The organism is Streptomyces mangrovisoli, assembly GCF_000974985.2.
Lineage (GTDB): Bacteria > Actinomycetota > Actinomycetes > Streptomycetales > Streptomycetaceae > Streptomyces > Streptomyces mangrovisoli.
The window spans coordinates 1-23,591 of record NZ_LAVA02000058.1 but is presented as its reverse complement, the minus strand read 5'-3'; the positions used below and the strand labels follow the sequence as shown (position 1 = coordinate 23,591).

The 23,591-nt window shown below is 73.1% G+C and carries 25 protein-coding genes; 9 read left to right on the top strand and 16 right to left on the bottom strand.

The annotated features are described in order from the left end of the window. Window positions 1–4: 4 nt before the first annotated feature. Complete coding sequence (locus WN71_RS23705; protein ID WP_079178051.1) at window positions 5–1,078, bottom strand: PucR family transcriptional regulator; 1,074 nt, start codon at window positions 1,076–1,078, stop codon at window positions 5–7. Window positions 1,079–1,164: 86 nt separating this feature from the next. On the opposite strand from WN71_RS23705, the gene WN71_RS23700 reads away from it, so the two are divergent. Continuing rightward, complete coding sequence (locus WN71_RS23700; protein WP_240529732.1) at window positions 1,165–1,686, top strand: NUDIX domain-containing protein; 522 nt, start codon at window positions 1,165–1,167, stop codon at window positions 1,684–1,686. 15 nt (window positions 1,687–1,701) lie between these two features. Here the strand turns inward: WN71_RS23700 and WN71_RS23695 are convergent, their stop codons facing one another. Together WN71_RS23695 and WN71_RS23690 are read right to left on the bottom strand one after the other, a co-directional pair. After that, complete coding sequence (locus WN71_RS23695; RefSeq protein ID WP_143074865.1) at window positions 1,702–2,142, bottom strand: hypothetical protein; 441 nt, start codon at window positions 2,140–2,142, stop codon at window positions 1,702–1,704. Window positions 2,143–2,250: 108 nt separating this feature from the next. Further along, window positions 2,251–3,165, bottom strand: coding sequence for a helix-turn-helix domain-containing protein (locus WN71_RS23690; protein WP_046587993.1), 915 nt, complete (start codon window positions 3,163–3,165; stop codon window positions 2,251–2,253). A gap of 248 nt (window positions 3,166–3,413) precedes the next feature. On the opposite strand from WN71_RS23690, the gene WN71_RS23685 reads away from it, so the two are divergent. Beyond that, entirely contained in the window at window positions 3,414–4,889 is a 1,476-nt protein-coding gene (locus WN71_RS23685; RefSeq protein ID WP_240529731.1) for an MFS transporter, read from the top strand. 2 nt (window positions 4,890–4,891) lie between these two features. Here WN71_RS23685 and WN71_RS23680 read toward each other — a convergent pair whose 3' ends face one another. The 3 genes from WN71_RS23680 to WN71_RS23670 all read right to left on the bottom strand — a co-directional run bounded on the left by WN71_RS23680 (window position 4,892) and on the right by WN71_RS23670 (window position 6,860). Further along, window positions 4,892–5,392: a GNAT family N-acetyltransferase gene (locus WN71_RS23680; protein WP_046587990.1), complete on the bottom strand. Its 501-nt coding sequence runs from the start codon at window positions 5,390–5,392 to the stop codon at window positions 4,892–4,894. A gap of 224 nt (window positions 5,393–5,616) precedes the next feature. Beyond that, complete coding sequence (locus tag WN71_RS23675; RefSeq protein ID WP_046588195.1) at window positions 5,617–6,279, bottom strand: hypothetical protein; 663 nt, start codon at window positions 6,277–6,279, stop codon at window positions 5,617–5,619. A 5-nt stretch (window positions 6,280–6,284) separates the two neighbouring features. Next, window positions 6,285–6,860 (bottom strand): RNA polymerase sigma factor, encoded by a 576-nt coding sequence (locus tag WN71_RS23670; RefSeq protein ID WP_046587988.1) that lies wholly within the window; start codon window positions 6,858–6,860, stop codon window positions 6,285–6,287. A 142-nt stretch (window positions 6,861–7,002) separates the two neighbouring features. Here WN71_RS23670 and WN71_RS23665 point away from each other — a divergent pair, with 142 nt between their 5' ends. Together WN71_RS23665 and WN71_RS23660 are read left to right on the top strand one after the other, a co-directional pair. Beyond that, window positions 7,003–7,491, top strand: coding sequence for a hypothetical protein (locus WN71_RS23665; RefSeq protein WP_046587986.1), 489 nt, complete (start codon window positions 7,003–7,005; stop codon window positions 7,489–7,491). Further along, window positions 7,481–8,014, top strand: coding sequence for a hypothetical protein (locus WN71_RS23660; RefSeq protein ID WP_143074864.1), 534 nt, complete (start codon window positions 7,481–7,483; stop codon window positions 8,012–8,014). The genes WN71_RS23665 and WN71_RS23660 overlap by 11 nt, the downstream gene beginning before the upstream one ends. Window positions 8,015–8,039: 25 nt before the next feature. Here WN71_RS23660 and WN71_RS23655 read toward each other — a convergent pair whose 3' ends face one another. From WN71_RS23655 to WN71_RS23640, 5 genes are all read right to left on the bottom strand, one after another. Beyond that, window positions 8,040–8,615, bottom strand: a complete 576-nt coding sequence (locus WN71_RS23655; protein WP_046587983.1) for a TIGR03086 family metal-binding protein — start codon at window positions 8,613–8,615, stop codon at window positions 8,040–8,042. Between the two features lie 101 nt (window positions 8,616–8,716). Further along, entirely contained in the window at window positions 8,717–8,881 is a 165-nt protein-coding gene (locus WN71_RS42005) for a hypothetical protein (protein WP_167382951.1), read from the bottom strand. 185 nt (window positions 8,882–9,066) lie between these two features. Then, the gene (locus WN71_RS23650) at window positions 9,067–9,576 is read right to left on the bottom strand and encodes a DUF3291 domain-containing protein (protein ID WP_046587981.1); all 510 of its coding nucleotides are present in this window, start codon (window positions 9,574–9,576) and stop codon (window positions 9,067–9,069) included. 32 nt (window positions 9,577–9,608) lie between these two features. Then, the gene (locus WN71_RS23645) at window positions 9,609–10,322 is read right to left on the bottom strand and encodes a helix-turn-helix transcriptional regulator (protein ID WP_046587978.1); all 714 of its coding nucleotides are present in this window, start codon (window positions 10,320–10,322) and stop codon (window positions 9,609–9,611) included. Window positions 10,323–10,393: 71 nt separating this feature from the next. Further along, window positions 10,394–10,762, bottom strand: coding sequence for a hypothetical protein (locus WN71_RS23640; protein ID WP_046587976.1), 369 nt, complete (start codon window positions 10,760–10,762; stop codon window positions 10,394–10,396). A 329-nt stretch (window positions 10,763–11,091) separates the two neighbouring features. Here WN71_RS23640 and WN71_RS23635 point away from each other — a divergent pair, with 329 nt between their 5' ends. Next, complete coding sequence (locus WN71_RS23635; protein WP_046587974.1) at window positions 11,092–12,723, top strand: molybdopterin-dependent oxidoreductase; 1,632 nt, start codon at window positions 11,092–11,094, stop codon at window positions 12,721–12,723. Between the two features lie 192 nt (window positions 12,724–12,915). Next, a complete protein-coding gene (locus WN71_RS23630) occupies window positions 12,916–13,557 on the top strand; it encodes a fasciclin domain-containing protein (protein WP_046587972.1) in 642 nt (213 codons plus the stop codon). A gap of 61 nt (window positions 13,558–13,618) precedes the next feature. Here the strand turns inward: WN71_RS23630 and WN71_RS23625 are convergent, their stop codons facing one another. Together WN71_RS23625 and WN71_RS23620 are read right to left on the bottom strand one after the other, a co-directional pair. Further along, window positions 13,619–14,368: an anti-sigma factor gene (locus WN71_RS23625; RefSeq protein WP_046587969.1), complete on the bottom strand. Its 750-nt coding sequence runs from the start codon at window positions 14,366–14,368 to the stop codon at window positions 13,619–13,621. Continuing rightward, window positions 14,365–14,949 carry a sigma-70 family RNA polymerase sigma factor gene (locus WN71_RS23620; RefSeq protein WP_046587967.1) on the bottom strand — a complete coding sequence of 195 codons (585 nt, stop codon included), beginning with the start codon at window positions 14,947–14,949 and terminating at the stop codon, window positions 14,365–14,367. Before WN71_RS23620 ends, WN71_RS23625 begins: the two co-directional genes overlap by 4 nt. Window positions 14,950–15,166: 217 nt before the next feature. Here WN71_RS23620 and WN71_RS23615 point away from each other — a divergent pair, with 217 nt between their 5' ends. Further along, the gene (locus tag WN71_RS23615) at window positions 15,167–17,065 is read left to right on the top strand and encodes an alkyl/aryl-sulfatase (RefSeq protein ID WP_046587965.1); all 1,899 of its coding nucleotides are present in this window, start codon (window positions 15,167–15,169) and stop codon (window positions 17,063–17,065) included. A 129-nt stretch (window positions 17,066–17,194) separates the two neighbouring features. Here the strand turns inward: WN71_RS23615 and WN71_RS23610 are convergent, their stop codons facing one another. The 3 genes from WN71_RS23610 to WN71_RS23600 form a co-directional block, all read right to left on the bottom strand. Next, window positions 17,195–18,544 (bottom strand): MFS transporter, encoded by a 1,350-nt coding sequence (locus WN71_RS23610; RefSeq protein ID WP_046587962.1) that lies wholly within the window; start codon window positions 18,542–18,544, stop codon window positions 17,195–17,197. Between the two features lie 193 nt (window positions 18,545–18,737). Beyond that, window positions 18,738–20,384, bottom strand: coding sequence for an amidohydrolase (locus tag WN71_RS23605; protein WP_052743087.1), 1,647 nt, complete (start codon window positions 20,382–20,384; stop codon window positions 18,738–18,740). A 265-nt stretch (window positions 20,385–20,649) separates the two neighbouring features. Further along, a complete protein-coding gene (locus WN71_RS23600; RefSeq protein ID WP_046588190.1) occupies window positions 20,650–21,549 on the bottom strand; it encodes an Lrp/AsnC family transcriptional regulator in 900 nt (299 codons plus the stop codon). A 165-nt stretch (window positions 21,550–21,714) separates the two neighbouring features. Here WN71_RS23600 and WN71_RS23595 point away from each other — a divergent pair, with 165 nt between their 5' ends. Together WN71_RS23595 and WN71_RS23590 are read left to right on the top strand one after the other, a co-directional pair. Next, window positions 21,715–22,695 (top strand): C-terminal binding protein, encoded by a 981-nt coding sequence (locus tag WN71_RS23595; protein ID WP_046587959.1) that lies wholly within the window; start codon window positions 21,715–21,717, stop codon window positions 22,693–22,695. A gap of 108 nt (window positions 22,696–22,803) precedes the next feature. After that, window positions 22,804–23,562 (top strand): class II aldolase/adducin family protein, encoded by a 759-nt coding sequence (locus tag WN71_RS23590; RefSeq protein ID WP_046588188.1) that lies wholly within the window; start codon window positions 22,804–22,806, stop codon window positions 23,560–23,562. Window positions 23,563–23,591: the final 29 nt, after the last annotated feature.

The following is a 23,591-nucleotide window of genomic DNA, read 5'->3' as shown; positions in this document are numbered from 1 at the left end:
CAGCTCACCCTTCCGTCGGCTGATCGTGCTCCGGCCACCCCAGCAGCCGCGCGCCGAACACCGCCGTCTCCAGGGTGTAGCGCTGCAACGGGTCGTCCGGATCGAGCCCCGTCAGGCGGACGACATGCGCGACCCGGTACGCCAACGCCCTTACGCTCAGGCCGAGTCGGCGTGCCGCTTCCGCCGACACGTACCGCGAGTCGGCGTAGGCGGTCAGCGTCTCCAGCAAGGGCCGGGCCCCGCCCCGCGCCGTCCGCAGCGGCCCCAGGACCCCGCGCACCAGCTCCGCGAGCGCCCCCCGGTCCCGCAGCAGCACCGGCAGCACCAGCAGATCGGCGGCGCGCAACAACGGCCCCGGCAGGTCCAGTTGCACCGCCTGCTCCAGCGCGGACCGGGCCTCCTCGTAGGAGTGCACGACCCCGCCGGGCCCGCTGTGCGGACGGCCCACGACCACCCGCCGGCCCGGGATCAACGCCGCGAACGCCTCGATCGCCGCGGCCTCGCCCGGAGCGGAGGGCACGATGCAGACGAGCCGCCCGTGCTTGACGGCCAGCAGGATCTCCTGCTCCCCGAACCGCCCGAGCAACTGCCGCTCCAGCGCCCGCACCGAGGGATCCTCCACGTCGTAGCCGTCCCCCTCGGCGACCGCGACGACGTGCGCGCACGCCAGGTTGAGCCCGAAACGCTCGGCGTGCTCCGCCAGCCGCCCCAGATCGCTGCGGCTGCTGAGCAGATCCGCGACGAACTCCCGCCGCCCGGCCTCCTCCCGGCGCAGCCGCTCCCGGTAGGCCCGTCCGTGGCCCGCGGCGAGCGCGGCCAACGCCGCCCGCAACGCCGCCATCGACGCGGCGTCCACGGGCTGTCCTTCCCAGACCCGGCCCGTCACGGCCAGCCGCTCGTCGACCAGTTCGGCGAGTGCCCGCCCGTCTTCGGCGGCCTGGTCGCCGTACTCGCGCAGCGACTCCAGCTCCTCGCGGCGCAACCGCCGCCCGCTGCGCGCCACCTCCGCCAGCAGCCCCGCCCACACACCGCCGTCGAACCCAGCGGACCCGCCCGCGTCCACCCGGACCGTAGCCAACTCCCGCTCCTCCCCGCCCCACCCGACACCAACGCGCCAGCGTACGCCGCGCCGGCGATGTCAGTGCGTCCCCCTAGGGTGTGCAGATGACTCGTCACCTGCTCGGACAACGCGTGATGGAGGCGACGGCCGCCGATGTGCGGCTGGCGCGGATGGAGTTCGACGGCGCCGGACAGTGGCTGGCGGCGCTGCGCGACGGGGCTTCGGAGCCTCTCGCGGCGGAGGTCTGGGTCTTCGACGAGGGGCTCGGACAGGTGCTGCTGGTGCGTCATCGGTTGCGGGGTTGGGTTCCGCCGGGCGGGCGGGTCGAGCCGGGTGAGACTCCTCGCGAGGGCGCCCGCCGCGAACTCTTCGAGGAGACCGGCGTCGCCGCGCGGCTCCTTGCGGATCCGGCGGCGGCGACGATCCGTTCCTACCACCCCGACCTGCCGCCGACCCTCGGCCTGTCGTACATGGCGATCGTGGACGCCGCCGCATCCTTGTCCCCGGAGCACGGCCAGCCCGCCGCGTGGATCTCCCTGGACCAACACTGGGACAGCTGCTTCCCCGAGGACCCCCCACGCATCCGCCGACACGCCCAGTGGCTCCGGGACACCGCCGCCCGGTGACGTGAGCAGTCGTGGTCAGGCGCGCAACTCGGGCCGGGCGAGGAGGGTGTTGAGCCGTGCCGTGATGCGGTCCACCCGGGACGTGTCCTCGCTCACCAGTCCGTAGACGCCGTTGAGGACGACCCGGTCCCCGTCGGCGAGGAGCGCCGTCGGGCATTCCCACAGGAGGCCGACCATCGGGAGGTCGTGATCCGCGACGACCATCAGCAGGTCGTCCCACGCGACGAACCGCGTCCGCCACAGCCCATGGCTGTGAATGCCGTCGGGGGACAGGCGAATCCGCATCGTGCAGGCACGCCAGGTCAGCCACGCCCACACCACCGCCCACGCCCCGAACAGGAAGGGCCGTGCCGCGTCCGGCGCCGCCTCCGTGCAGCCGAGTGCGAGCAGCAACGGCACCTGAAGGCACAGCGCCTGGAGGGCACGCGTCCAGCGTCCTCTGATGGTCTCCCGCACATCCTCTGGATACCGCCGACGAGCCGTCTTTGACAGCCCCCGGCCTCGAAGTGAACGCCGGACAAGAGGGTGGGTGAGCCGGACGATCAGCCGCCGGTCGGCCGGCCGTCAACCGGCTTTGGCCCGGGTGGCGGAGACAACGTCGGCGCGGCAGGGCTCGGCGGCTTGCTCCGGCCGGAGGTCCTCGGAGTCCAGGCGGAGCATGGCCGTCTCGTCAGGGGTGCCGGGGGCGGCCTGGTAGACCACCATGCGCTGGCCGCCGGTCCGGGCCAGACGCATGACCTCGTACGTCAGCGTCATCGGCCCGACCTTCGGATGCCGGAAGCCCTTCTCTCCCCCGCCGCGTTCGTACACGTCGTACCGCTCCCACAGCGTCGCGAACTCCGGTGACTTCAGCACCAGTTCACCGACGAGCGTGGTCAGTTCAGGATCGTCGGGGTCGGCGCCCGCGACCGCCCGCAGATGGGCGACCGACAGTGCGACCGTCTCCTCCCAGGGCTCGTAGAGCGTCCGGCCGACCGGATGGAGGAAGAGGTAGCGGGTCAGATTGCGCTGCTCCCGCGGCCAGTCCCACAACCCCGGCAGCAGTCGCCGGCCGGGCGGGTTGGCGGCCAGCACCCGGTTGTGGCGGCTGACGACGTAGGCGGGGAGCGGACGTACCGACTCCAGCATCAGCAGCACCGACGCGCGCACGGTGTGATCCGCCGAGGCGGGCAGTTCACCGCTGCGGCCGGAGGCCAACTCCGCGAGTTCGTGCAGGCGTTCGTAGGCGTCGCCGCGCAGGCGCAGGGCGCGGCCGAGCGCGTCCACGACGGCGGCGGAGGGGTTGGTCTCCCGGCCGCGCTCCAGACGGATGTAGTAGTCGACGCTCACTCCGGCCAGCGCGGCCAGTTCCTCCCTGCGCAGTCCGGGAGTTCGGCGCAGCCCCGCCCCGGCCGGGAGGCCCACGTCCTGTGGACGGACCTGTGCCCTGCGGGCCTTGAGATACCTGCCGAGTTCGGTGCCCCGCGCGTCTGCTGCCATTCGGCTCATTGTGGCAGCCGACGCGCGAACGTGAGGGGGTGTGTCAGGACCTGGAACGCGGCACCCCGGGAACGGCCCGGTCTGCCGAACAGCGCCGCACGGGCACAGAGTTGATCCCGAGCGGGTGGCCCGGCGCCGCCGGAGCCCAGGGTGTGCGCGACACAGGACCGCAGCCCCGGCAGCCCGGTGCCGCCCGCCGGCTCGCCCCGGAGCGCAGCCGATGCGCCGTACGCGAAGAGGAGTTCGTCATGAGGACCGACCCTGCCCCCTGCATGCCCGCGCCCGCCGAAGCGCGCGACCGACGGTCGTCGCCGCCCGCTCTCCCGCCACGGCAGCAGCGCCCCGGGCGACCAGCCGCACCGACCGGTGAGCGTCCCACAGTCGCGCGGCGCGACGGCGTGGCGCTGGTCGCCGCACTGCTCGGCTTCACGGTGATCACCATCGACGTGTCCGCCGTGAACATCGCCCTGCCCGCGATCGGAACCTCCCTCGACGGCGGGATGACCGGACTCCAGTGGGTGGTGGACGCCTACACCCTGATGTTCGCGGCCCTGATGCTGTCCGCCGGTGCCCTGGCGGACCGCGCGGGCGCCCGCCGCGCCTACGCCTGGGGTGTGGCCCTGTTCACCCTCGCCTCCCTCGGCTGCGCCCTCGCGCCCGGCATCGGCGTCCTGGTGGGCGCGCGCGTGGCGCAGGGCGGTGCCGCCGCGGTCGTGATGCCGGCCTCGCTGGCGCTGATCCGGCAGGCCTACGAGGACCCACGGGCCCGGGCCCGCGCCATCGCGCTGTGGACGGTGGGCGGTTCGGTGGCGATGGCCGCGGGCCCGGTGCTGGGCGGCCTGCTCACCGAGGGGGCGGGCTGGCGGGCGGTCTTCCTGATCAACATGCCGGTCGGCGCGGTGATCCTGGGCCTGCTGGTGCGGGTGCCGCGCTCCGCGCGCCGGTCCGCCGCGGTGGACGCGGGCGGCCAGCTCACGGCCGTACTGGCCCTGGCCGGACTGGCGTTCGCGGTGATCGAGGGCGGACACCTGGGCTGGACCAGCGGACCGGTCCTGACCGCCGCCGCGCTCGCCGTGGCATCCGGGTGCGCCTTCCGCGTGGTCGAGGCCCGCCACCGCCGGCCCATGGTCCCGCTGGAGATGCTGACGGACCGCCGGGTGGCCGTACCCCTGGCCGTCGGCTTCGCCGTCAACGCGGCCTTCTACGGCGGGATCTTCCTCCTCGGCCTGTACTGCCAGCAGCTGCGCGGGATGTCGGGCATCGAGGCGGGGCTCATGTTCGTGCCGATGTCGGCGGTGGTGACGGCGACCAATCTGGTCTCGCCGCGGCTGGCGGAGCGGATCGGGCGGCGGCCGGTGATCGTCGCGGGACAGCTGATCTTCGCCGGGGCGATGTTCGCCCTGCTGCCCCTGGCGGCGCACACGCCGGTGTGGCTGGTCCTGGTCCTCCTGCTGCCGCTGAGCGTCGGCGGGGCGCTCGCGGTGCCCGCGCTCACCGCGCTGCTGATGGACGCCGTCCCGGGGGAGCGCGCGGGAACCGCGTCCGGACTGCTCAACTCCTTCCGGCAGACCGGTGGCGCGCTCGCCGTCGCCCTCTTCGGCGGCCTGCTCGCCGGCCCCGGCGGCGCCTTCTCCCTGCCGGGGATGCGCATCGGGCTCGTCGCCGTCGCCGCCCTGCTGCTCGCCACGGCCGCGCTGTCCCGGTTCTCCCTGCGCCGGGGCTGACCTCAGACGGGGCGCTCCATGCACACCAGCCGGTCCCGGTCGTCCCATGACCCGGTGACGGTGAAGCCGAAGCGTTCGTACAGGGCGATGGCGCCGGTCCGCCAGTTCCACACCGACAGCCGTACGGTGCCCACACCGGTCTCGGCGGCATGGGCCAGCGCGGCCCCGAGCAGCTCCGACGCGATGCCCCGGCCCCGGAAGGCCGGATCCGTCCACAGCCGTTTGATCTCCGACCGCCCCTCGACGGGGGCGGTGACCACCAGGCAGCCCACGGCGGCGTCTCCGCTCCGAGCCGTCAGCACGACGTCGTCGGCGAACGCGGCCCGCGGGTCCGCGATCTCGGCCCGGTACCGGTCCGGCAGCCGGTCCACCTCTGCCACGGCCACACCCTTCTCGGCTTCCGTCCGCAGATGGTAGGCGGCCAGCAGCGCTCCCAGCCCGTGCTCGACGGGAAGTGCCCGGCCCGGTCGGCGCAGGATGGCGATCTCACCCTGATCAGTCATGACGTCAGCATCACATGGGATGGGCCGGGCCCTGCCCGAGCCCCTCGATCGGCGAGCGGCACCCGTCTGCCCCGGTCGGAGAAGTGCGCCGTCGATCGAAACCGGAGGAGTGCGTCGTCGATCGGAAACCGGAGGAGTGCGCCGTCGATCGAAACCGGAGGAGTGCGCCGTCGATCGGAAACCGGAGAAGCGCGCCGTCGATCGGATGCCGGAGAGCCGTGCCGTCACTCGGAGAAGTGCGCCGTCGCCAGGACCGTTCCGTCCGGGGCCGTCAGGCGGGCGCCGGTGACGGCCGCGGTGTCCGTGCCCGCCGGTGCCCCCCAGTAGCCGTAGCCGTCGTGGAGCGGGAAGGACCCCGCCGGGGTGGTCGATCCGTCGGCGTGCACGAGCAGGCACCGCACCGGGCCCCGGGCGTGGCTGCCGAGGTCGACGGACATGTACACCCAGCCCCCGTCGCCGGTGTGGGCGTAGATGCGGCCCACCTCGTGACCGGCGGAGACCAGCGCCGCCTCCCGCAGCCCGCCGTCCGTGTGCTGGGAGGTCGCGGCCGGTGCGCCCTCGACCACCGTGGCGACCGTCCAGCCGCCGAAGCCGCAGGCCACCGCCGCGGCCGCACCGGCCGCCGCGAGCCGCAGCCGGTACCTGCGTCGCCGCTTCGGCACGGGCGCCGCGCCCAGGGCCGTCACCACCCGGGACTCGAAGCCGACCGGCGGCTCGGCCCTCGGCAGCAGCGCGAGCAGTCCGTCGCCGACCGCCGTCAGCCGTCCGACGCGCTCCCGGCACTCGGGGCAGCGGTCCAGATGGGCCACAGCCTCGGCCCGCTCGCGGGCGGGCAGCACCCCGAGCGCCAGCTCGGCGTCCAGCTCCCGCAGCCGCTCGCACTCCATGCCGCTCACCGCTTCTCCTCGCTCTCCAGCAGGGTCCGCACCTTCAGCGTCCCGGTCCGGATACGGGTCTTCGCCGTACCCAGCGGAACGTGCTCGCTGTCCGCGACCTCCCGTGCCGTCATCCCGTAGATCCCGGCCATCACCAGGGCCCGCGCCTGCTCCTCGGGCAGCTGCGCCACCGCCCGGCGGACCCGCTCCGCGTCGTCGTCGGCGAGCGCGCGACGCTCCGGGGTCTCGGTGACCACGCCGAGCATCGCGTCCAGGTCCTCCGGGTCGACGGGCCGCGCGCGCCGGGCCCGCGCCGTGTCGATCGCGAGATTGTGCGCGATGGCCGTCAGCCAGCCCCGTACGGAGCCGCGCCGCGGGTCGTACACCTGGGCGTGGCGCCAGGCCCGCTCGAAGGTCTGCTGGGCGACGTCCTCGGCGAGCTGCGTGTCGCCGAGGACGGCCAGCGCCACGCCGAAGACGTTGCGCTGGAAACGGCGCACGAACGCGACGACGAGTTCGGGGTCGCCCGTCGCCAGACCGCTGAGCAGTGCCTCGTCCGACATGCGCCCGAGGGACAGGCCTATGCGCCACATACCAGGCATACGTTCCACCACGCGAAAAAGATTGCTTTTGCAGCAATTATCCGCCCGCGGCTCCTGTCGGTTCCCGGATCCGCAATCCCTTCGTCCCGCGCCGTCGTACACCGTGCAGGGGGACGATCCGGAGGACCGACTCATGACCATCCCGCATCCAGCCAACCGCCTGTTCCTCGGCGTGGCCGCCGGGGGCTTCGCCGCCCTGATGCTCGCCGCCTGCGGCGGAGGCGGCGGCACCAGCAGCGGCGGCGGCGCCACGACGACCCCGTCCCCGGCGAATGCCGGAGCCTCGGGAACCCATGTCACGGCGGTGCTGACCGATTTCCACATCCAGCTCTCGACGCAGAAGTACACGCCCGGCCGGTACACCTTCACCGCGGAGAACAAGGGCCAGTCCGTGCACGCCCTGGAACTGGACGGGCCCGGCGGCAACAACCGCAGCAGCACGCTGAAGCCGGGGCAGTCCACGACCCTCACCGTGACGCTCAAGTCCGGCTCCTACCAGGTCTTCTGCCCGATCGACGGACACAAGGACCTCGGCATGAAGACCAGCATCACGGTCGGCGGCGCACCGGCGTCCACGAGCACGGGCACCCACAACAGCAGTACGTCCGGCCATGGTTACTGAGGGAGCGGCCGTACGGTTCGTGCTGCGCGTGGCCGGCGCGGGTCTGACGGCGACGATGGCCGCGATCCATCTGCGTCTGTGGGCGGAGGGCTACCGCGGCCTGTCCGTCATCGGGCCGCTGTTCCTGATCAACGGCATCGTGGGCATCCTGCTCGCGCTCGCCCTGCTGGCCACGCCCGCGCGGCGGCTCGGCCTGGTCGCCGCAGGGACCTCGCTGTTCACGGCCGGCACGCTGGGGGCGCTGGTGCTGAGTCTGACCACGGGCCTTTTCGGGTTCACGGAGTCGCCGGACGCGAACCTGGTCCGGCCGACCCTGTACGTCGAGACCGCGGGCACCGTGGTCACGGCCGTCCTGGCGGTGACCGCGCTCGGCCTTCACCGGTACGTGCACCTCGGTGGCCGTCACGTCCGGGGCCACCGCCACCCTGCGGGGGCAGCGGCGGGAACGGACGGCGGGGCCGGGGCGGCGAGTGACGGCGGGGCCGCGGCCGGGGCCGGCTCCGGGTCCTCGGGACCGGGCTGACGTGCGGTCGGCGGGTGCCGTGTTTCTACGATGCCGGGCGGCGGCCGACGAGCCCGAGCAGCCGTTCCAGGGCGGGGGAGTCCGCGGCGATCTCGACGGCCGGGGCGAACGCGGCCCTCGGCCGGTCGTCGGACGGCGATCCGGCCGGGATCCGCGCCGCGACCCTGAGCGCGAGGTCGACGAGGTCGGCGTCCGGATCGTAGGCGACACCGATGGTCCGGGCGACGTCCCAGCCGTGGACCACGCAGTCGAGCACATGCATACCGAGCGCCACCCGGCCGGGGAAGAACCCGAACTCCCTGATCTGGAGCCGCTGTTCCAGGACGTCCTCGGTGAACGCCTTCGTCATCGCCTCGGCCGAGTCGCGGTACGCCCGGTGGGGATCTCCGCCCAGGTCGCCCTGGTCCCAGGCCCGGATGTCATCGGTGACGCCCGCGGCCGCGGCGGCGAAACCGAGGTTCTCGCTCACCTGGTGGCGGAGCAGGCCGTGCAGTGTCCAGTCGGCACAGGGGGTGGGAAGACGGAGTTGGTCCGGGCCGGTCTGCGCGATGACCGTGCCGAGGGTGTCGAGGGCGCGGCGGTCCAAGTCTCGGATGTCCACGGGCGCGACGTTAGCGGTGTCCCCGGCTCGGGGCCACGCAATTCCGGGGCGCCTTCGACGGGCCCCGACGCGTGTCGGCGTGAACGGTATGTGGCGGCGCGCTACAAGGTGCCCAGGGCGACGGCGACGAGTGCGGCCGCCACCGCTCCCAGCACCCGCGGCTTCCGCCAGCCGCGGCCGGAGGCCTGGCGGTTGAGCTCCAGGGCCAACACGACCCCGCCGCCCAGCCCGAGCGCGCTTCGCAGCAGGAAGACGAGGAACTGCACGGTAGGCCTCCAGGTGCGTCGGGCGCGCAGGAATCGGGGGTTGTGTGACCTCGGGCGCCGTGACGTCGCCGTCTCGCTCCCAAGATCAATGTACTGCCTCCTCGCCGGGACGGTACGTGCCGACCGCGCACGGACGCCGACGAAACCCCCGCTTGACGAGCCCGGTTGACCGGACGCCGTCGGTTCTAGTCCTCGGCGCGGGGCACGGACACCGCGTTCGTGCCGTGCGCCGCGGCCTCCTCGGCGCTGTGGGCGGAGTGGAACGTGAAGGCGCGCGGGGTCGGGCCGTTCGCGCGGAGGTCCGCCAGGCGTTCCAACGCCTCTTCGACGGTGGGCAGATGGCCGGCCGGGATCCACCACAGCACCATGTGGGCCTCGACGTGCCGCTCGAACCAGTCGCGGCGCCGGCGCAGGGCGTCGAGGTGGCCGCTTCGGTAGGTGTAGTCCCACAGCGCCTCCTGGGACTGCCACACCGAGAGGTTGACGATGAAGTTCTCACCGGCCGGACGCAGACCGGTGGCGTCGTTCTGGCCCTCCTCGGTGAGCCGCCACACGAATCCGGGGGCGTGGTCGGCAAGTTCGTTGACCGGGTCGAGCAGCTCGACGAACGGCGCGATGCGCGGGTCGTCGAGAGGGTGGCGGAGCACGGCGACGTTGAGCTCGGCGAGATGCGCGGCCGGCGCGGGTGCGGTCATGACCCCATATCAGCACGCGTCCCTTTTCTATGTCAATCAGTATTGGTTTTAGAAGACTCGACCACCTTCCCGGAGGACTCGACCACCACGCAGCACTCGCCCGGCCGCGCGTCCATCCGGGCGCGGACCGGCCCGTCCGTCCCCAACAGCCCCTCCAGCAAAGCCAGATTCATCCCGCACACCAGTGGCGGGAAGCGCTCCGCGACCGCGTGGAAGGGGCAGTTGCGCATCCGGACGACGGGCCCGGCAGCCTCCCCGTGGGCGTCCCCTTCGGCCGCGTCGGTCTCCAAGTGGGGCTCGTAGCCTCGGTCGGCCAGCGTGCGCATGACCTCGTCCAGGCCGCCGCAGGGCGCTCCCGCGTCCCGCAGCGCCTCCCCGCGGCGGCGCGCGGCCGCGTAGAGGGCCTCGTCGAGACGCGCCTGTTCGGCGGCCTCCGCGAGCAGTTCGGCCGCGGTGCGGTAGTCGCGGGCGGGCAGCGACACCGACCGCTCGGTGCGCGCCCGCGTGTACACCTTCGCCGGGCGCCCCGCCCCCGGCCCCGAACGCCCCGTCAGTCGGCGGCTCCCGCTCTCCAGCAGCCCCGCTTCGGTCAGCTTGTCCAGATGGTGCGCGGCGAGGTTGCGCGCCACCCCCGCCGCCTCGGCGGCCTCGTTGCGCCCCACCTCCCGGCCCTGGGCCGCCACGTACTCGTACAGGCGTCGCCGCACCGGATCCTGCAGCACCGCGATCGCGTCGATGTCCTCCATCCGCCCAGTCTAGGAACAACGCCTGTTGGATTTAGAAAAGCCCGGCCCGACTTGGCCCGGTCCGGGTGTCGTCAGGTCGTGGCCGGTCGGGACCAGGGTGCGTCGGCGGTGGGTGACTCCGGGCGCAGGCCGAGTTCGTGGAGCTGGTTGAGCGCCGTCATCGCCGTGAAGATCGCGTTCGGGTTCGCGCCCGTGACACCCGGGTCGGTGAGGGTCCGCGCGCAGCGGGCGGTGAACGCGTTCGGGCTCACCCGTCCGCCGTCCCCGATCAGCCCAAGGGCCGCCGTCTGCAAGGCGGCGGCCTGCTCCGGCAGACCGTCCAGGTACGCCACGGCTTCGCCGCGTACCGCGAAGGTGTGCCCGTCCTCAATCCGCAGATCCTGCCCGAGGACGAGCACGGTCCTCTCGTCGACCCCGGCCAGGTCGCCGAGCGCGGTCATGGATCCTCCCGCGGTCTCGTCCGGAACGGTCCCGCGGGCCCGGAACCGTGGACGGCGGGTGACGGTGGCCGGTCTGTCTCCCCTCCTTCGGGGCTACGCCGCGGACCACGGGGTGTCCCCGGGGCCGGGCGGGCCACCCGGCTCCGGCCCGGGCGTGCCCCGCTCCCCGTCTTCACCCCGCGGTTCCGTCGCGTCTTCACCCCGCGGTTCCGTCGCAGGTCAATAGGGTAATCCGGGGCCGAGCGCGGGGCCGGATTGGTCCCGGGCCCGTTTTCGTCCGATCGGGTGCGGCACCAATCCGCCGGGGGTGGCGGGACCGGATTCCCCGCGTGAGGGACGAGGAGAAGGATCCGCGAGCGAGGCCGGGGCTGCCACGCCTGGCGCTGGGTGCGCTGGGCGGGGCGGTGGCCGGTTTCGCCGCGCTGGCTGTCGCCGAGTCGGTGTCGGCCGCGGTACGTCCGCAGGCCGGCCCCGTCGTCGCGGTGGGGGGAGCGGCCATCGACCGCACCCCGGCCGCTGTGAAGGACTGGGCGATCCGTCACTTCGGCACGGACGACAAGCTCGTGCTGCAACTCGGTATCCTCGCCGTGCTGACCGTTCTGGCACTGGCGTCGGGTGTCCTGGCGGTACGCCACCGGCGGGTCGGAGCCGCCGGGGTCCTTCTCCTCGGGGCGGTCGGCGCCGCGGCGGCGCTGAGCCGGCCCGACTCCACCGGTTCCGCCGACGCCCTGCCCTCCCTGGCCGGGGCGCTCGCGGGAGCCGCCCTGCTGTATCTGCTGGCGGGCCGCCTCACCGCGCCGCCGCGCCCCCGCGGTGCGCCGTCCGGGGCCACGGCGCCGGCGCTCGAGGCCGGGGCCGCCGACGACGGGGACTGGGACCGTCGCGGGTTCGTCGTCGCGGCCGTGTCCGCGGCCGCCGCGTCCGCCGCCGTGGGCGTGTTCGGCCGGTCCCTGAACGGCTCACGCGGCCACGAAGCCGTCGTGTCGCGGCAGCGGGTGGTGCTGCCGCGGCCCGCGTCGCCGGCCCGAGCGCTCCCCGCGGGAGCGGCGCTGCAGCTCCCCGGGATCAGCCCCTTCGTCACGCGGAACCGGCACTTCTACCGGGTGGACACCGCCCTGGTGGTGCCCAAGGTGGACGCCACCGACTGGCGGCTGCGCATCCACGGCAGGGGAGTGCGCGACCGGGCCGTCCTCACCTACGACGACCTGCTGCGCCGCAGACTCGTCGAGCGGGACATCACCTTGACCTGTGTGTCGAACGAGGTCGGCGGCCCCTATGTCGGCAACGCCCGCTGGATCGGTGTGCCGTTGGCCGATCTGCTGGCCGAGTACGGGGTCGAGCCCCCGTCCCGAGGAGGTCCGGCGGACCAACTCGTGTCCCGCTCGGTGGACGGCATGACGATCGGCACTCCGGTCGAGGACGTCATGGACGGTCGTGACGCACTGCTCGCGCTGGGCATGAACGGCGAGCCACTGCCCTTCGAACACGGCTTCCCCGTACGGATGGTGGTGCCCGGCCTGTACGGATACGTCTCCGCCTGCAAATGGATCGAGGACATCGAGCTCACCACCTTCGACGCGTACGACCCCTACTGGGTCAAGCGCGGCTGGTCCCGCCGGGCGCCCGTCAAGACCGAGTCGCGGATCGACACCCCCAAGCCGTTCGCCCGGCCCAAGGCGGGCACGGTGACGGTCGCCGGGGTCGCCTGGGCCCAGCACCGGGGCATCGAGAGGGTCGAGATCCAGGTCGACGACGGCCCGTGGCGGCCGGCCCGGCTGGCCGCCGAGGACACCCGGGACACCTGGCGCCAGTGGTGGTTTCCCTGGCAGGCCACCCCGGGTGGCCACACCCTCACCGTGCGCGCCACCGACCGGACCGGCGCCGTGCAGACCGCCGCGCGGACCCGGACCATCCCCGACGGCGCGAGCGGCCGCCACTCCGTGGTCCTGACCGTCGAGTGACACCCACCGTCCCCTGACCGGGGCCCGTGTCCCGCCGGACCACCCGACCGGGGCCCGCGCCTCACCGCACCACCCGACCGGGACCCCGTGTCCCGCCGAACGACCCGACCCGGGCCCCGCGCCCACCCGAACCGCCTTACCCACCACCCCCATCCGGCCGCCCCGCGCAGCCGTTTCCCAAGGAGATCCATGATGAACACCCACATCCGCCGCACCACCGGCCTGTTGGCGGCCGCCGCCGTGCTGCCCCTCGTCCTGACGGCCTGCTCCGGCAGCAGCGACTCGGGCACGTCCGACTCCTCCGGCGCGTCGTCGGCCACCGCCAACGGCGAGAACATGGACGGCACGAGCACCACCGACCAGCCCTTCGGCCCGGCCTGTTCGGGAGTGCCGAAGAGCGGCGCGGGCTCCTTCGACGGCATGGCCAAGGACCCGGTGGCCACCGCCGCCTCCCACAACCCCGCCCTGTCCACCCTCGTGACGGCCGTCAAGAAGGCCGGACTGGTCGACACCCTCAACAACGCCCAGAACATCACGGTGTTCGCGCCGACGAACGACGCCTTCGCGAAGATCCCGAAGGCCACCCTGGACAAGGTCCTCGCCGACAAGGCCGAGTTGACGAAGATCCTCACCTACCACGTCGTCGGCCAGAAGCTCACGCCGAAGGACCTGGAGCACGGCTCCTTCACCACGCTGGAGAAGTCCAGGCTCACGACGTCCGGCTCCGGTGAGACCTACACCGTCAACGACTCCGCCAAGGTCGTGTGCGGCAACGTCAAGACCGCCAACGCCAACGTCTACATCATCGACACCGTCCTGATGCCGAAGAGCTGACACCCCGACCGACAGGTGTGGGACGGCACGCCACGGCGTGCCGTCCCACACCTGTCGGGTGTCACGCGGGCACGGTCAGCAGGGCGATCGGAGCGGAGGTCGGCTGCGGTGAACCGCCCGCCGGCTCGACGGTGACGCCGACCGCCGAGGCGCCGTCGACCGGCCCCCGCATCAGCACCGCCTGGCTGCTGCGCCCGGGATCCATCAGACCGGCCGAGCGCATCTTCCCGCCGTCGGCGAACCACAGCTGGTAGACCTCGCCGTGCGACGGCCGGCGCATCCCGGCGGACACGAACACGGCCCGGCCCCGGCTCGCCGAGACCACCACCGCACCCGTGCCTCCGGCCACCCGCGCCGAGTGGGACCGGGCGTCGGGCGCGGTCAGCACACCGGCCACCTCGTCGGCGTACCGGTCCGCCCGCGCGGCCTGCTGGTGCGCGTCCTGGGCGCGCTCGTACTGCCACACCGCCGTGCCCGCGAACGCGGTGGCGGCGGCCACGCACGCGGCCAGCGCCCACCGGCTCACCGCACGGCCACGCGCCGCCCCGCGGCGCGCCCGCTCCACGGGCGCCGCCTCCGGGGACACCTGGCGCACGGTGGTGACACGGCCGAGCACCCGCTCCCGCATCGCCGGGCGGGCCTGGACGGTGGTCGCCAGCCCCAGCCGGGCCGCCGTGGCCGCGAACTCCGCGACCTCCTGCTCGCACCCTTCGCAGCCGGGCAGATGACTCTCGAAGGCGGCACGCTCGTCGTCCGGCAGCGCGTGCAGGGCGTAGGCGCCGGTCATGGCGTGCGGATCGATGGTGGTCACGCGGTCACCCCCAGGCAGTCGCGGAGCCGGATGAGACCGTCGCGCAGCCGGGTCTTGACCGTGCCGAGCGGCAGCGCGAGCGCCTCTGCCACCTCCCGGTAGGTCAGTCCGCGGTAGTACGCCAGCGTCACCGACTGCCGCTGCAGGTCGGTCAGCGTGCGCAGACAGCGCCGTACCTGCTGCTGCTCCAGCCGGGTCTCCACCTGCTCGGTCACCTGGTCGAACTCCGGCGTCCGGTCCAGCAGCGCCGCCCTGGTGTCACGGGCGGCCGCAGCCTCCACGGACCGCACCCGGTCCACGGCCCGCCGATGGGCGAGCGTGAGGATCCAGTTGATGGCCGTGCCGCGATCGGGCCGGTAGCGCGGCGCCGTACGCCACACCTCGACCAGTACCTCCTGGGCCACCTCCTCCGACTGCGCATGGTCGCGCAGCACCGCCCGGGCGACACCCAGCACCGAGCCGGCCACCGCGTCGAACAGGCCGGCGAAGGCATCCTGATCTCCCAGTGCCACTTCGTGCACGAGCTGTTCCAGATCGGGTTCGACCGACGGGTTTCTGCCGATGAACACGGCTTCTTTCACGATGTACCTTCCAACGCTGTGCGGCACGGGAGTCCCCGCGTAATCCGAAACCACGGCAGATCCGGATTGGTCGCGCGCAGGGGTGAATCCTTTACCGGGCGAGGCCCACGCCGCCGTCCCCGTACGGCCCACCCCCGCTAGTACCCCTGATCGCTCCCGGCAAGAGTGGACTCAGCCGCCACGGCCTCCGGTGGCGTGGTCGACGAGGGAGAGCGAGATGGCCCGGCCCACCGAGAGCAAGCCCGCCCACCCGGCCGTCGCCGACGCGAACGGGGCCGTGCGGCAGCGGTTCCCCTTCGACGACACCCAGGACCTGGAGGACGCCCGGCGCGGGTTCATGGGAACGGCGGACGACCCGCTGGTGCGCGACGCGGACGGACGTACGGTGTGGGACCTCGGGGCGTACGGGTTCCTGGACCAGGACTGTCCGGACACGGCCAATCCGAGTCTGTGGCGGCAGAGCAGGCTGTGCGCCGACCACGGGCTGTTCCAGGTGACCGACGGCGTGTACCAGGTGCGCGGCTTCGACCTGTCGAACATGACGCTCGTCGAGGGCGAGCGGGGGGTCTTCGTCATCGACCCGCTGATCTCCGCGGAGACCGCCGCGGCGGGCCTCGCCCTCTACCGCGCCCACCGCGGCGACCGGCCGGTGACCGGCGTGCTCTACACGCACAGCCACATCGACCACTTCGGGGGCGTCCACGGCGTCCTGACCGACGAGGCCATGGCCGCGGGGGTGCCGGTGGTCGCGCCGCAGGGCTTCCTCGAGCACGCGGTCAGCGAGAACGTCTACGCCGGTACGGCCATGAGCCGCCGCGCCGCCTACATGTACGGCGCCGCGCTGCCGCGGGGCGAACGCGGGCAGGTCGGGGCGGGGCTCGGGCAGACCACCTCCACCGGCACCGTCGGTCTGATCCCGCCGACCTGGGAGATCACCCGCACCGGTCAGACGGACACCGTGGACGGCATCCGGATGGTCTTCCAGCTCACCCCCGGCACCGAGGCGCCCGCCGAGCTGAACATCCACTTCCCCGACCTCCGCGCGCTGTGCATGGCGGAGAACGCCACCCACAACCTGCACAACCTGCTGACGCTGCGCGGCGCCGTGGTCCGCGACCCGCGCATCTGGGCCCACTACCTCGGCGAGGCCATCGACCTCTTCACCGCCTCCACCGACGTCGCCTTCGCCTCCCACCACTGGCCGGTCTGGGGCGGCGAACGGGTGCTCCGGTTCCTGTCCGAGCAGCGCGACCTGTACGCCTACCTCCACGATCAGACGCTGCGGATGCTCAACCAGGGCCTGACCGGACCGGAGATCGCCGAGCGGATGGAGATGCCCCCGGCGCTGGCGCGGGCCTGGCACACCCACGGCTACTACGGCTCGGTCAGCCACAACACCAAGGCGATCTACCAGCGCTATCTCGGCTGGTTCGACGGCAACCCGGCGCACTTGTGGGAGCACCAGCCGACGGACGCCGCCCGGCGCTACGTGCGGTTCATGGGCGGCGCCGAGGCGGTCCTGCGCCAGGCGCGGCAGTCCTTCGCCGACGGCGACTTCCGCTGGGTCGCGCAGGTCGTCAACCATGTGGTCTTCGCCGACCCGGACAACGCCGAGGCCCGCGAGCTGCAGGCCGACGCGCTGGAGCAGCTGGGCTACGGCAGCGAGAACGGCACCTGGCGCAACTTCTTCCTGATGGGCGCCTACGAACTGCGCCACGGTCCGGTCGGCACCCCGGTCGGGACCGGCTCGCCCGACCTGCTCGCGGCCCTCACCCTGGACCAGCTCTTCGACGCCCTGGCCATCCGCGTCGACGGGCCGCGCGCCTGGGACGCCGTGATCTCCGTGCGGTGGGACCTGACCGACGGGCAGTCGGTGACCCAGCGGCTGTGCAACGGGGTCCTGACGCACGGGGCGCCGCGTGCGGGAGCGGAGGCCCCCGACGTGACGTTCACCCTGGCCGAGGCCGACCTGCGCGCGGTCCTGCTCGGCCTGGTCGGCCCGGACGAGCTCGCGGCGCAGGATGGGGTCCGCGCGGACGGCGACGTGGGCGCGCTGACCGCCCTCCTCGGCCATCTCGGCGCGCCGGACCCGGACTTCGCCATCGTGACCCCCTGACGCGATCCACCCCGCGCCTGGTGTCCGGGAGACGCCCCGGCGGGGGCGCGACGGCGTCAGGGCCGGGGCATGACGGCGTCAGGGCCGTTCCGGGGTCTCCGGAACGGCCCTGACGGGTGTGCGCCTGGATCAGACGCCGCTGGCCACGCGCGCCGCCGGTGCGACGGCCGGCCGGGTGGTGACGCGTCGCTGGTGGTAGACGCGCAGGCGCAGCGTGCACCAGATGCCCAGCACCGAGGCCGCCATCAGGGCGACGGCGGGCGGCCAGTAGGCGCCCCCGGCGAGCGAGGAGAGCCACACCGCGGCGACCGGCGCGAAGCCGCCGAAGACGAGGTTGCAGATCTGGTACGACAGCGAGATGCCGGTGTAGCGGACGTGCGGGGCGAAGCCCTCGGCGAGGATCGCCGCCATCGGGCCGTACAGCGCGGACATCACGAACCGCATGGCGAGCATCAGCACGTAGATCAGCGCGACGCTGCCGGTGCCCATGACGAGGAACTGCGGTATCGACAGCAGGACGACACCCGCGAGACCGGCGACCACGACCTTGTGGGAGCCGATCTTGTCGCCCAGCAGGGACAGGAACGGGGTGACGACCAGTTCCAGGAACGCGGCCAGGGAGAGGCCGTTGAGCAGCATGGACTCGGACAGGTGCCGGTCGTCGGTGCCGTAGGAGAGCAGGTAGCTGGTCACGACGTAGTAGCCGCCGGTCGCGGTGGCCAGGGAGAAGACGCCGACCAGGACCGTCCGCCAGTCCTTGCGCAGCACCTCGACCACGGGCAGCCGGCCCGCGGTGCCCTGCTTCTGCTCGGCGTGGACCTTGTCCATCACCGGCGAGTCCTCCAGCTTGGTGCGCACCACCAGGCCGATGACGACGAGGACCGCGGAGGCGAGGAACGGGACGCGCCAGCCCCAGGTGTCGAAGGCGTGCTCGCCGAAGAGGTTCATGAGGCTGAACATGCCGGTCGACAGCAGGGCGCCGACCGAGGAGCCGAGCTGGGCGAAGGAGCCGAAGAAGGTGGCCCGGCCCTTGGGCGCGTTCTCGACCGCGATGAGGACGGCGCCGCCCCACTCGCCGCCGATCGCGATGCCCTGGATCAGCCGCAGCACGATGAGCAGGATCGGGGCGAGCGCGCCGACCTGGTCGTAGGTGGGCAGCAGGCCGATCGAGAAGGACGCGATGCCCATCATCATCAGGGTGATGATCAGGGTCTTCTTGCGGCCGACCCGGTCGCCGATGTGGCCGAAGACGATGCCGCCGAGCGGGCGCAGCAGGAAGCCGACGGCGAAGGTGGCGAAGGAGGAGATCGTCTTGAGCGTCGTCGGCATGTCCGCCGGGAAGAAGACGTCGTTGAAGACGATCGCCGCCGCGGTGGCGAAGGAGTAGAAGTCGTACCACTCGATGGATGTGCCGGACAGAGCGGCCAGGGCCGATCTGTAGGGACTCTGCGGCGGGGTGGCGGTGGTGCGGTCCGTCACGAGGACCTCCGGGAAGAGTGTGCGGACGGGGACGGGGACGGGGTCTGCTCGGGTGGGAGCAGGGGTTCCGGCAGGCGGACGGGACCTGATCGTCGGGACTCGGCCGTCGGGATCTGGCCGCCGGGACGGGGCCGACGGGCGGGTCCGTCCGGCTGCCGGATGTTCGGTGGGCGGTGCCGTGCCGCCCTGACGGTCAGCGGCCCGCGGCGGCCCAGGCGCGGTCGCCGCCGATCCACGTCTCGCGGACGCGGATGCCGGTGAGCTCGTCGGCGGCGACCGTGAGCGGGTCGGCGTCCAGGACGACGAAGTCGGCGAGCATCCCGGGCGCGAGCGCGCCGACGGAGTCCTCGCGGTGCAGGGCTCGGGCCGCGGCGGCGGTGTGGGCGTGCAGTCCGGCCTCGACCGGCAGGCGCAGCGACTCGTCGCCGAGGACGGTGCCGAGCACGGTCCGGCGGGTCGCGGCGGCGGCCACGGCCTCCAGCGGGGCCGGGGGAGCGACGGGGGCGTCGGAGGAGAAGACGACCGGGACGCCGTGGTCCGGGCAGAGGCCGGCCGGGTTGTAGCGGTGGCCGAGGTCGCCGACCGCGGTCAGCGTGCCGTCGCCGGTGCGCAGGTGGTGCTGGGGCTGCATGACGGGGACGACACCGAGGGTCCCCATGCGCGCGATCTGCTCGTCGGTGGGCAGACCGCAGTGCTCGATGCGGTGGCGCATGTCGTCGCGCGGCCGGTCGGCGTCCGCCTTCTCGATCGCGTCGAGGACCATGCCGATCGCGAACGGCGACTGGGCGTGGGTCGCCGTCTGGAGGCCCGCCGCGTGGGCGCGGCGCACGATGTCCGTGTACTCGTCGGCCGAGTGGTACAGCTGGCCGTGGTGGCAGCAGTCGGCGGCGTAGCCCTCGGGGAAGTACGCGGTCCAGCCGCCGAGCGTGCCGTCGGCGTAGAGCTTGACGCCCTGGATCCGGAACCGGTCGTCGCCGAAGCCGCGGACCGCGCCGAGGTCGAGGGCGGTGTCGAGCAGCGCCGAGGTCAGGTAGGCGCTGACCCGCATCCGCAGGGAGCCGTCCGCGTGGGCGCGCAGGTAGGTCTCCATCTCGCGGCGCGAGACCTGCGCGTCGCCGATGGTGGTGACACCGGCGGCGAGGAACACCTCCTGGGCACGCAGCAGGTGGTCGGCCATGATGGCCTCGGGCTCGGAGAGGTGGAAGTTCGGCCCGTGGTTGCCGATCTTCACGCCCGCCGGTCCGGTGAGCAGGTCGCAGGCGGCGTCCCAGAGCTGGCCGTCGGGTTCGCCGTTGTCGAAGCGGCCGATGCTGCCGCCCTCGGGGGACGGGGTCCCCGCGGTGATCCCGCAGGTGCGCAGGGTGTGGGAGTTGACGACGCCGCCGTGGCCGGAGGCGTTCATCGCGTAGACCTCGCGGTCCGCGGCGACGCGGTCCAGGTCGTGGCAGCTGGGGTGGCGGCCCTCGGCCAGCCGCCGGTGCTCGTAGCCGAAGCCGCGGACCGGCACGCCGGCCGGCAGGTCGCGTGCCGCCTCGCGCAGCACCTCGACGAGGGTGTCGATGTCCGGTACGCGCTCGGGCCGCAGGTCGACCCAGGCCAGTGCCTGCCCGTACATCACCGGGTGGCAGTGGGCGTCGACGAAACCGGGGTGCACCAGGCCGCCGTCCAGAGCGAGTTCCTCGTCGACACGGCCGCCGAGCGCCGCGCGGGCGTCGGCCGCGGTGCCGACGTGCACGACGCGGTCGCCGCGGACGGCCAGCGCCTCGGCGCGGACCGTGGTGCCCGCGGCGGCGACGGCCGCACCGGTCACGAGGAGGGTGCGTTCAGGGTTCTGGGGCATGGCGGAGCTGCTTTCGACCGGGAACGTTGAGGGGATGTCGACAGACGATTCGACTGCCAGAACCATAGATAGCGAACGACTGATTGACCAGAGCTGTCGCTGAAGAATTTTTGTTAAGTCGAATCGCCTCACGGGTTTCGGATCGACTGTCGACCGGGAGGTCGGACAGCTGGATGCCCTCATGCCGGTGCCGGGTGCCGGGTGCCGAGTGGTGTCAGGTGTCGTCGCCTCCGCCTGTCGTGCGTCCCGGCGGCCGCCGGAGCGGTCAGGCCGTGCGGGGGCCGAGGCCGTACTGCTCCTTCACCAGTTCCAGGTGCAGCCAGCTCTCCATCTCGCGCACCGCCGGCAACTCCCGCATCTCTTCCAGCGTGGTGCGCAGCGCGCCGAACGACTCGGCCGTGATGGTCCCCACCAGCTCCGCCCGGCCCAGGCAGGCCGACAGGAACGTCACGCGCTCCAGGCGGGCCACCCGCTCGGCGGCCGGAGCCGCCGGGCCGTCGACGCGCAGGCTGAATCCGCACAGATAGCCCATGCCGAGGACCTCCGGCCGCACCAGGGCGACCACCTTGGCCACCCCGCCGTCGAGGAGCCGCAGCGTGCGCGAGCGGGTCGCGCCCGCCGACAGGCCCACGCGTCCGGCCAGCTCGGCGAAGGGGAGCCGGCCGTCCGCCTCCAGTTCGGTGAGGATCTGCTCGTCCACCTCGTCCTGCACCGTCGCGGTCGGCTCGGCGGTGAGGAGGTACGGGTCCTTCACGTGCCGGGTCGCGACCAGCGGGTCCACCGTCCGTACGCCCTTCAGTGCGCGGATGTGCTCGATGGTCCGCTCCAGCTCCGCGAAGCCCGCCGTGCGCAGCTCCGCCATGATCGAGCGCCGCCCGCTGGTCAGGGTCACGAACGGGGCCTGGGGCAGGGCGGCGATCTCGCGCGCGACGGGTGTCGCGGCGCCGTCGGTGTCGATCGCGAGGTGCGCGGACGCGGTCAGCCGCCGTACCGCGGGATGCACGATCGCCACGACCCGCACGGCCCCCGTCTCCTGGAGCCGCTGCACGCGCATGCGCGCGGCGGGCCGGGAGAGGCCGACCTGCTGGGCGAGCGTCTCGTAGGTCAGGCGGCCGTCCTCCTGCAGCCCCCGCACGATCGCCAGGTCGGTCTCGTCGAGATCCACGTGGTGGTCCTCCAAGCTCATCCGCCCCGGCCGTCGGGCCGACCGGGTGCCGCTTCATTCTCACCCGAGCGTCGTCAACCGTTCCATCGGTGCGTAGACATTCATTCGAACGAAACGTAAGCTCGGCGCGTTCTTGCTTACCGAATCATCTTTGGAGTGTGAGGTGTGAGTCATCCCGTCGTCGTGATCACCGACACGGAGGAACTGGATCCCGGGCCCGCGGTCCGGCTGCTGTCCGCGGCCGGCTTCGAGGTCCGCGTGGTCGGCAGCCGCGCCCCCGACGCGATCGCCGCGGCCGCGCGCGACGCCGACGCGCTGATCGTGGGCTACGCGCGCATCGACGCCGCCCTGTTCGACCGGATGCCCCGGGTGCGCATGATCGCCACGATGTCCGCCGGCCACGACATGATCGACACCGACGAGGCGGCCCGGCGCGGAATCTGGGTGGCGAACCTGCCCCACGCCGCCACCGAGGACGTCGCCGTGCACGCCCTGGCGCAGGCGCTCGCGCTGGTCCGGCGCCTGCCGCAGGCCGACGCCGTGGTGCGCTCGGGCGGCTGGAGCCAGGACCTCGCCGACGTCCCCCGCCGGGCCGGCGAGCTGACCCTGGGAGTGCTCGGCCTCGGACGGATCGCCCGCGTGCTGACCCGTATCGCCGGACCGGTCTTCGGCCGGATCGTCGCCCACGATCCGCACGCCGCCGACTGGCCCGATGGCGTCGAGCGCGTCGACCTGGACACCCTCCTCGCGCGGGCCGACGTGCTCTCCCTGCACGTCCCCTCGACCCCGGGGACCCGGGGGATGGTCGACGCCGGACTGCTGGCCCGGATGCGCCCCGGCTCACTGCTCGTCAACGTCTCCCGCGGTGACCTCGTCGACCCGGACGCCCTGCTCGCCGCCCTCGACGAAGGACGGCTCGCGGGCGCCGCCCTCGACGTGTTCCCCGTCGAACCGCCCGCCGACGACGACCGGCTGCGCAGCCACCCGCGCCTGCTCCTCTCGCCGCACAGCGCCTTCCTCTCCGACGCCTCGCTGCGCGCCTACGTCACCGAACCGGCCCGCAACGTCATCGCCTGGTGGACCGACGGACGCCCCCACACCCCCGTGGTCGTCCCCTCCGGCCCCACCGCCACCGCCTCCGCGTAAGGAAACCCCGTGACCGCCATCCTCACCGCAGCCGACAGCGCGACCGCCGACGTGGACAGCACCACCGACACGGCCGGCACCGCCGACGCGGTCGACACCACCACCACCATCGACGCCGCCGCGGAGGAACTGCGGCTGCGCCGCGAACTGGCCGCCGTCTACCGCCTGGTCGCGCACTTCCGCATGACCGACCTCATCTTCACGCACATCTCGCAGCGGCTGCCCGGCCCCGACCACCACTTCCTCATCAACCCCTATGGGCTGCTGTTCGAGGAGATCACCGCGTCCGACCTGGTCAAGATCGACCTCGACGGCAACCCCGTCGAGCCCTCCCCGCACCCCGTGAATCCCGCCGGCTTCGTGATCCACAGCGCGATCCACGAGGCCCGCCCGGACGCCCACTGCGTGCTCCACACCCACACGAAGGCGGGCTGCGCCGTCGCCGCGCAGCAGGGCGGCCTGCTGCCGGTCAACCAGATGTCGATGGAGTTCCACAACCGGGTCGGCTACCACGACTACGAAGGCGTCGCCCTCAACCTCGACGAACAGCAGCGCCTCGTCACGGATCTCGGCTCCCACCCGGCGCTCATCCTGCGCAACCACGGCCTGCTGACCGTGGGCGACAGCGCCAAGCAGGCGTTCCTGCGGATGTACTACCTGGAGAAGGCCTGCGAGATCCAGGTCACCGCCCAGGCCGGCGGCGCCCCGCTCGTCATCCCCTCGGAACGCGTCTGCGAGTACACGGCCCAGCAGCTCACCGGCGAGGGCGAGGCCACCTCCGACTTCGAGGACCACGACGCCTACGACCTCGCGTGGGCCGCACTGCTGCGCCTGGTGGAGCGGATCGCCCCGGACTACAAGAACTGACCGCCGTACTGACAGCCGCACCGACCGCG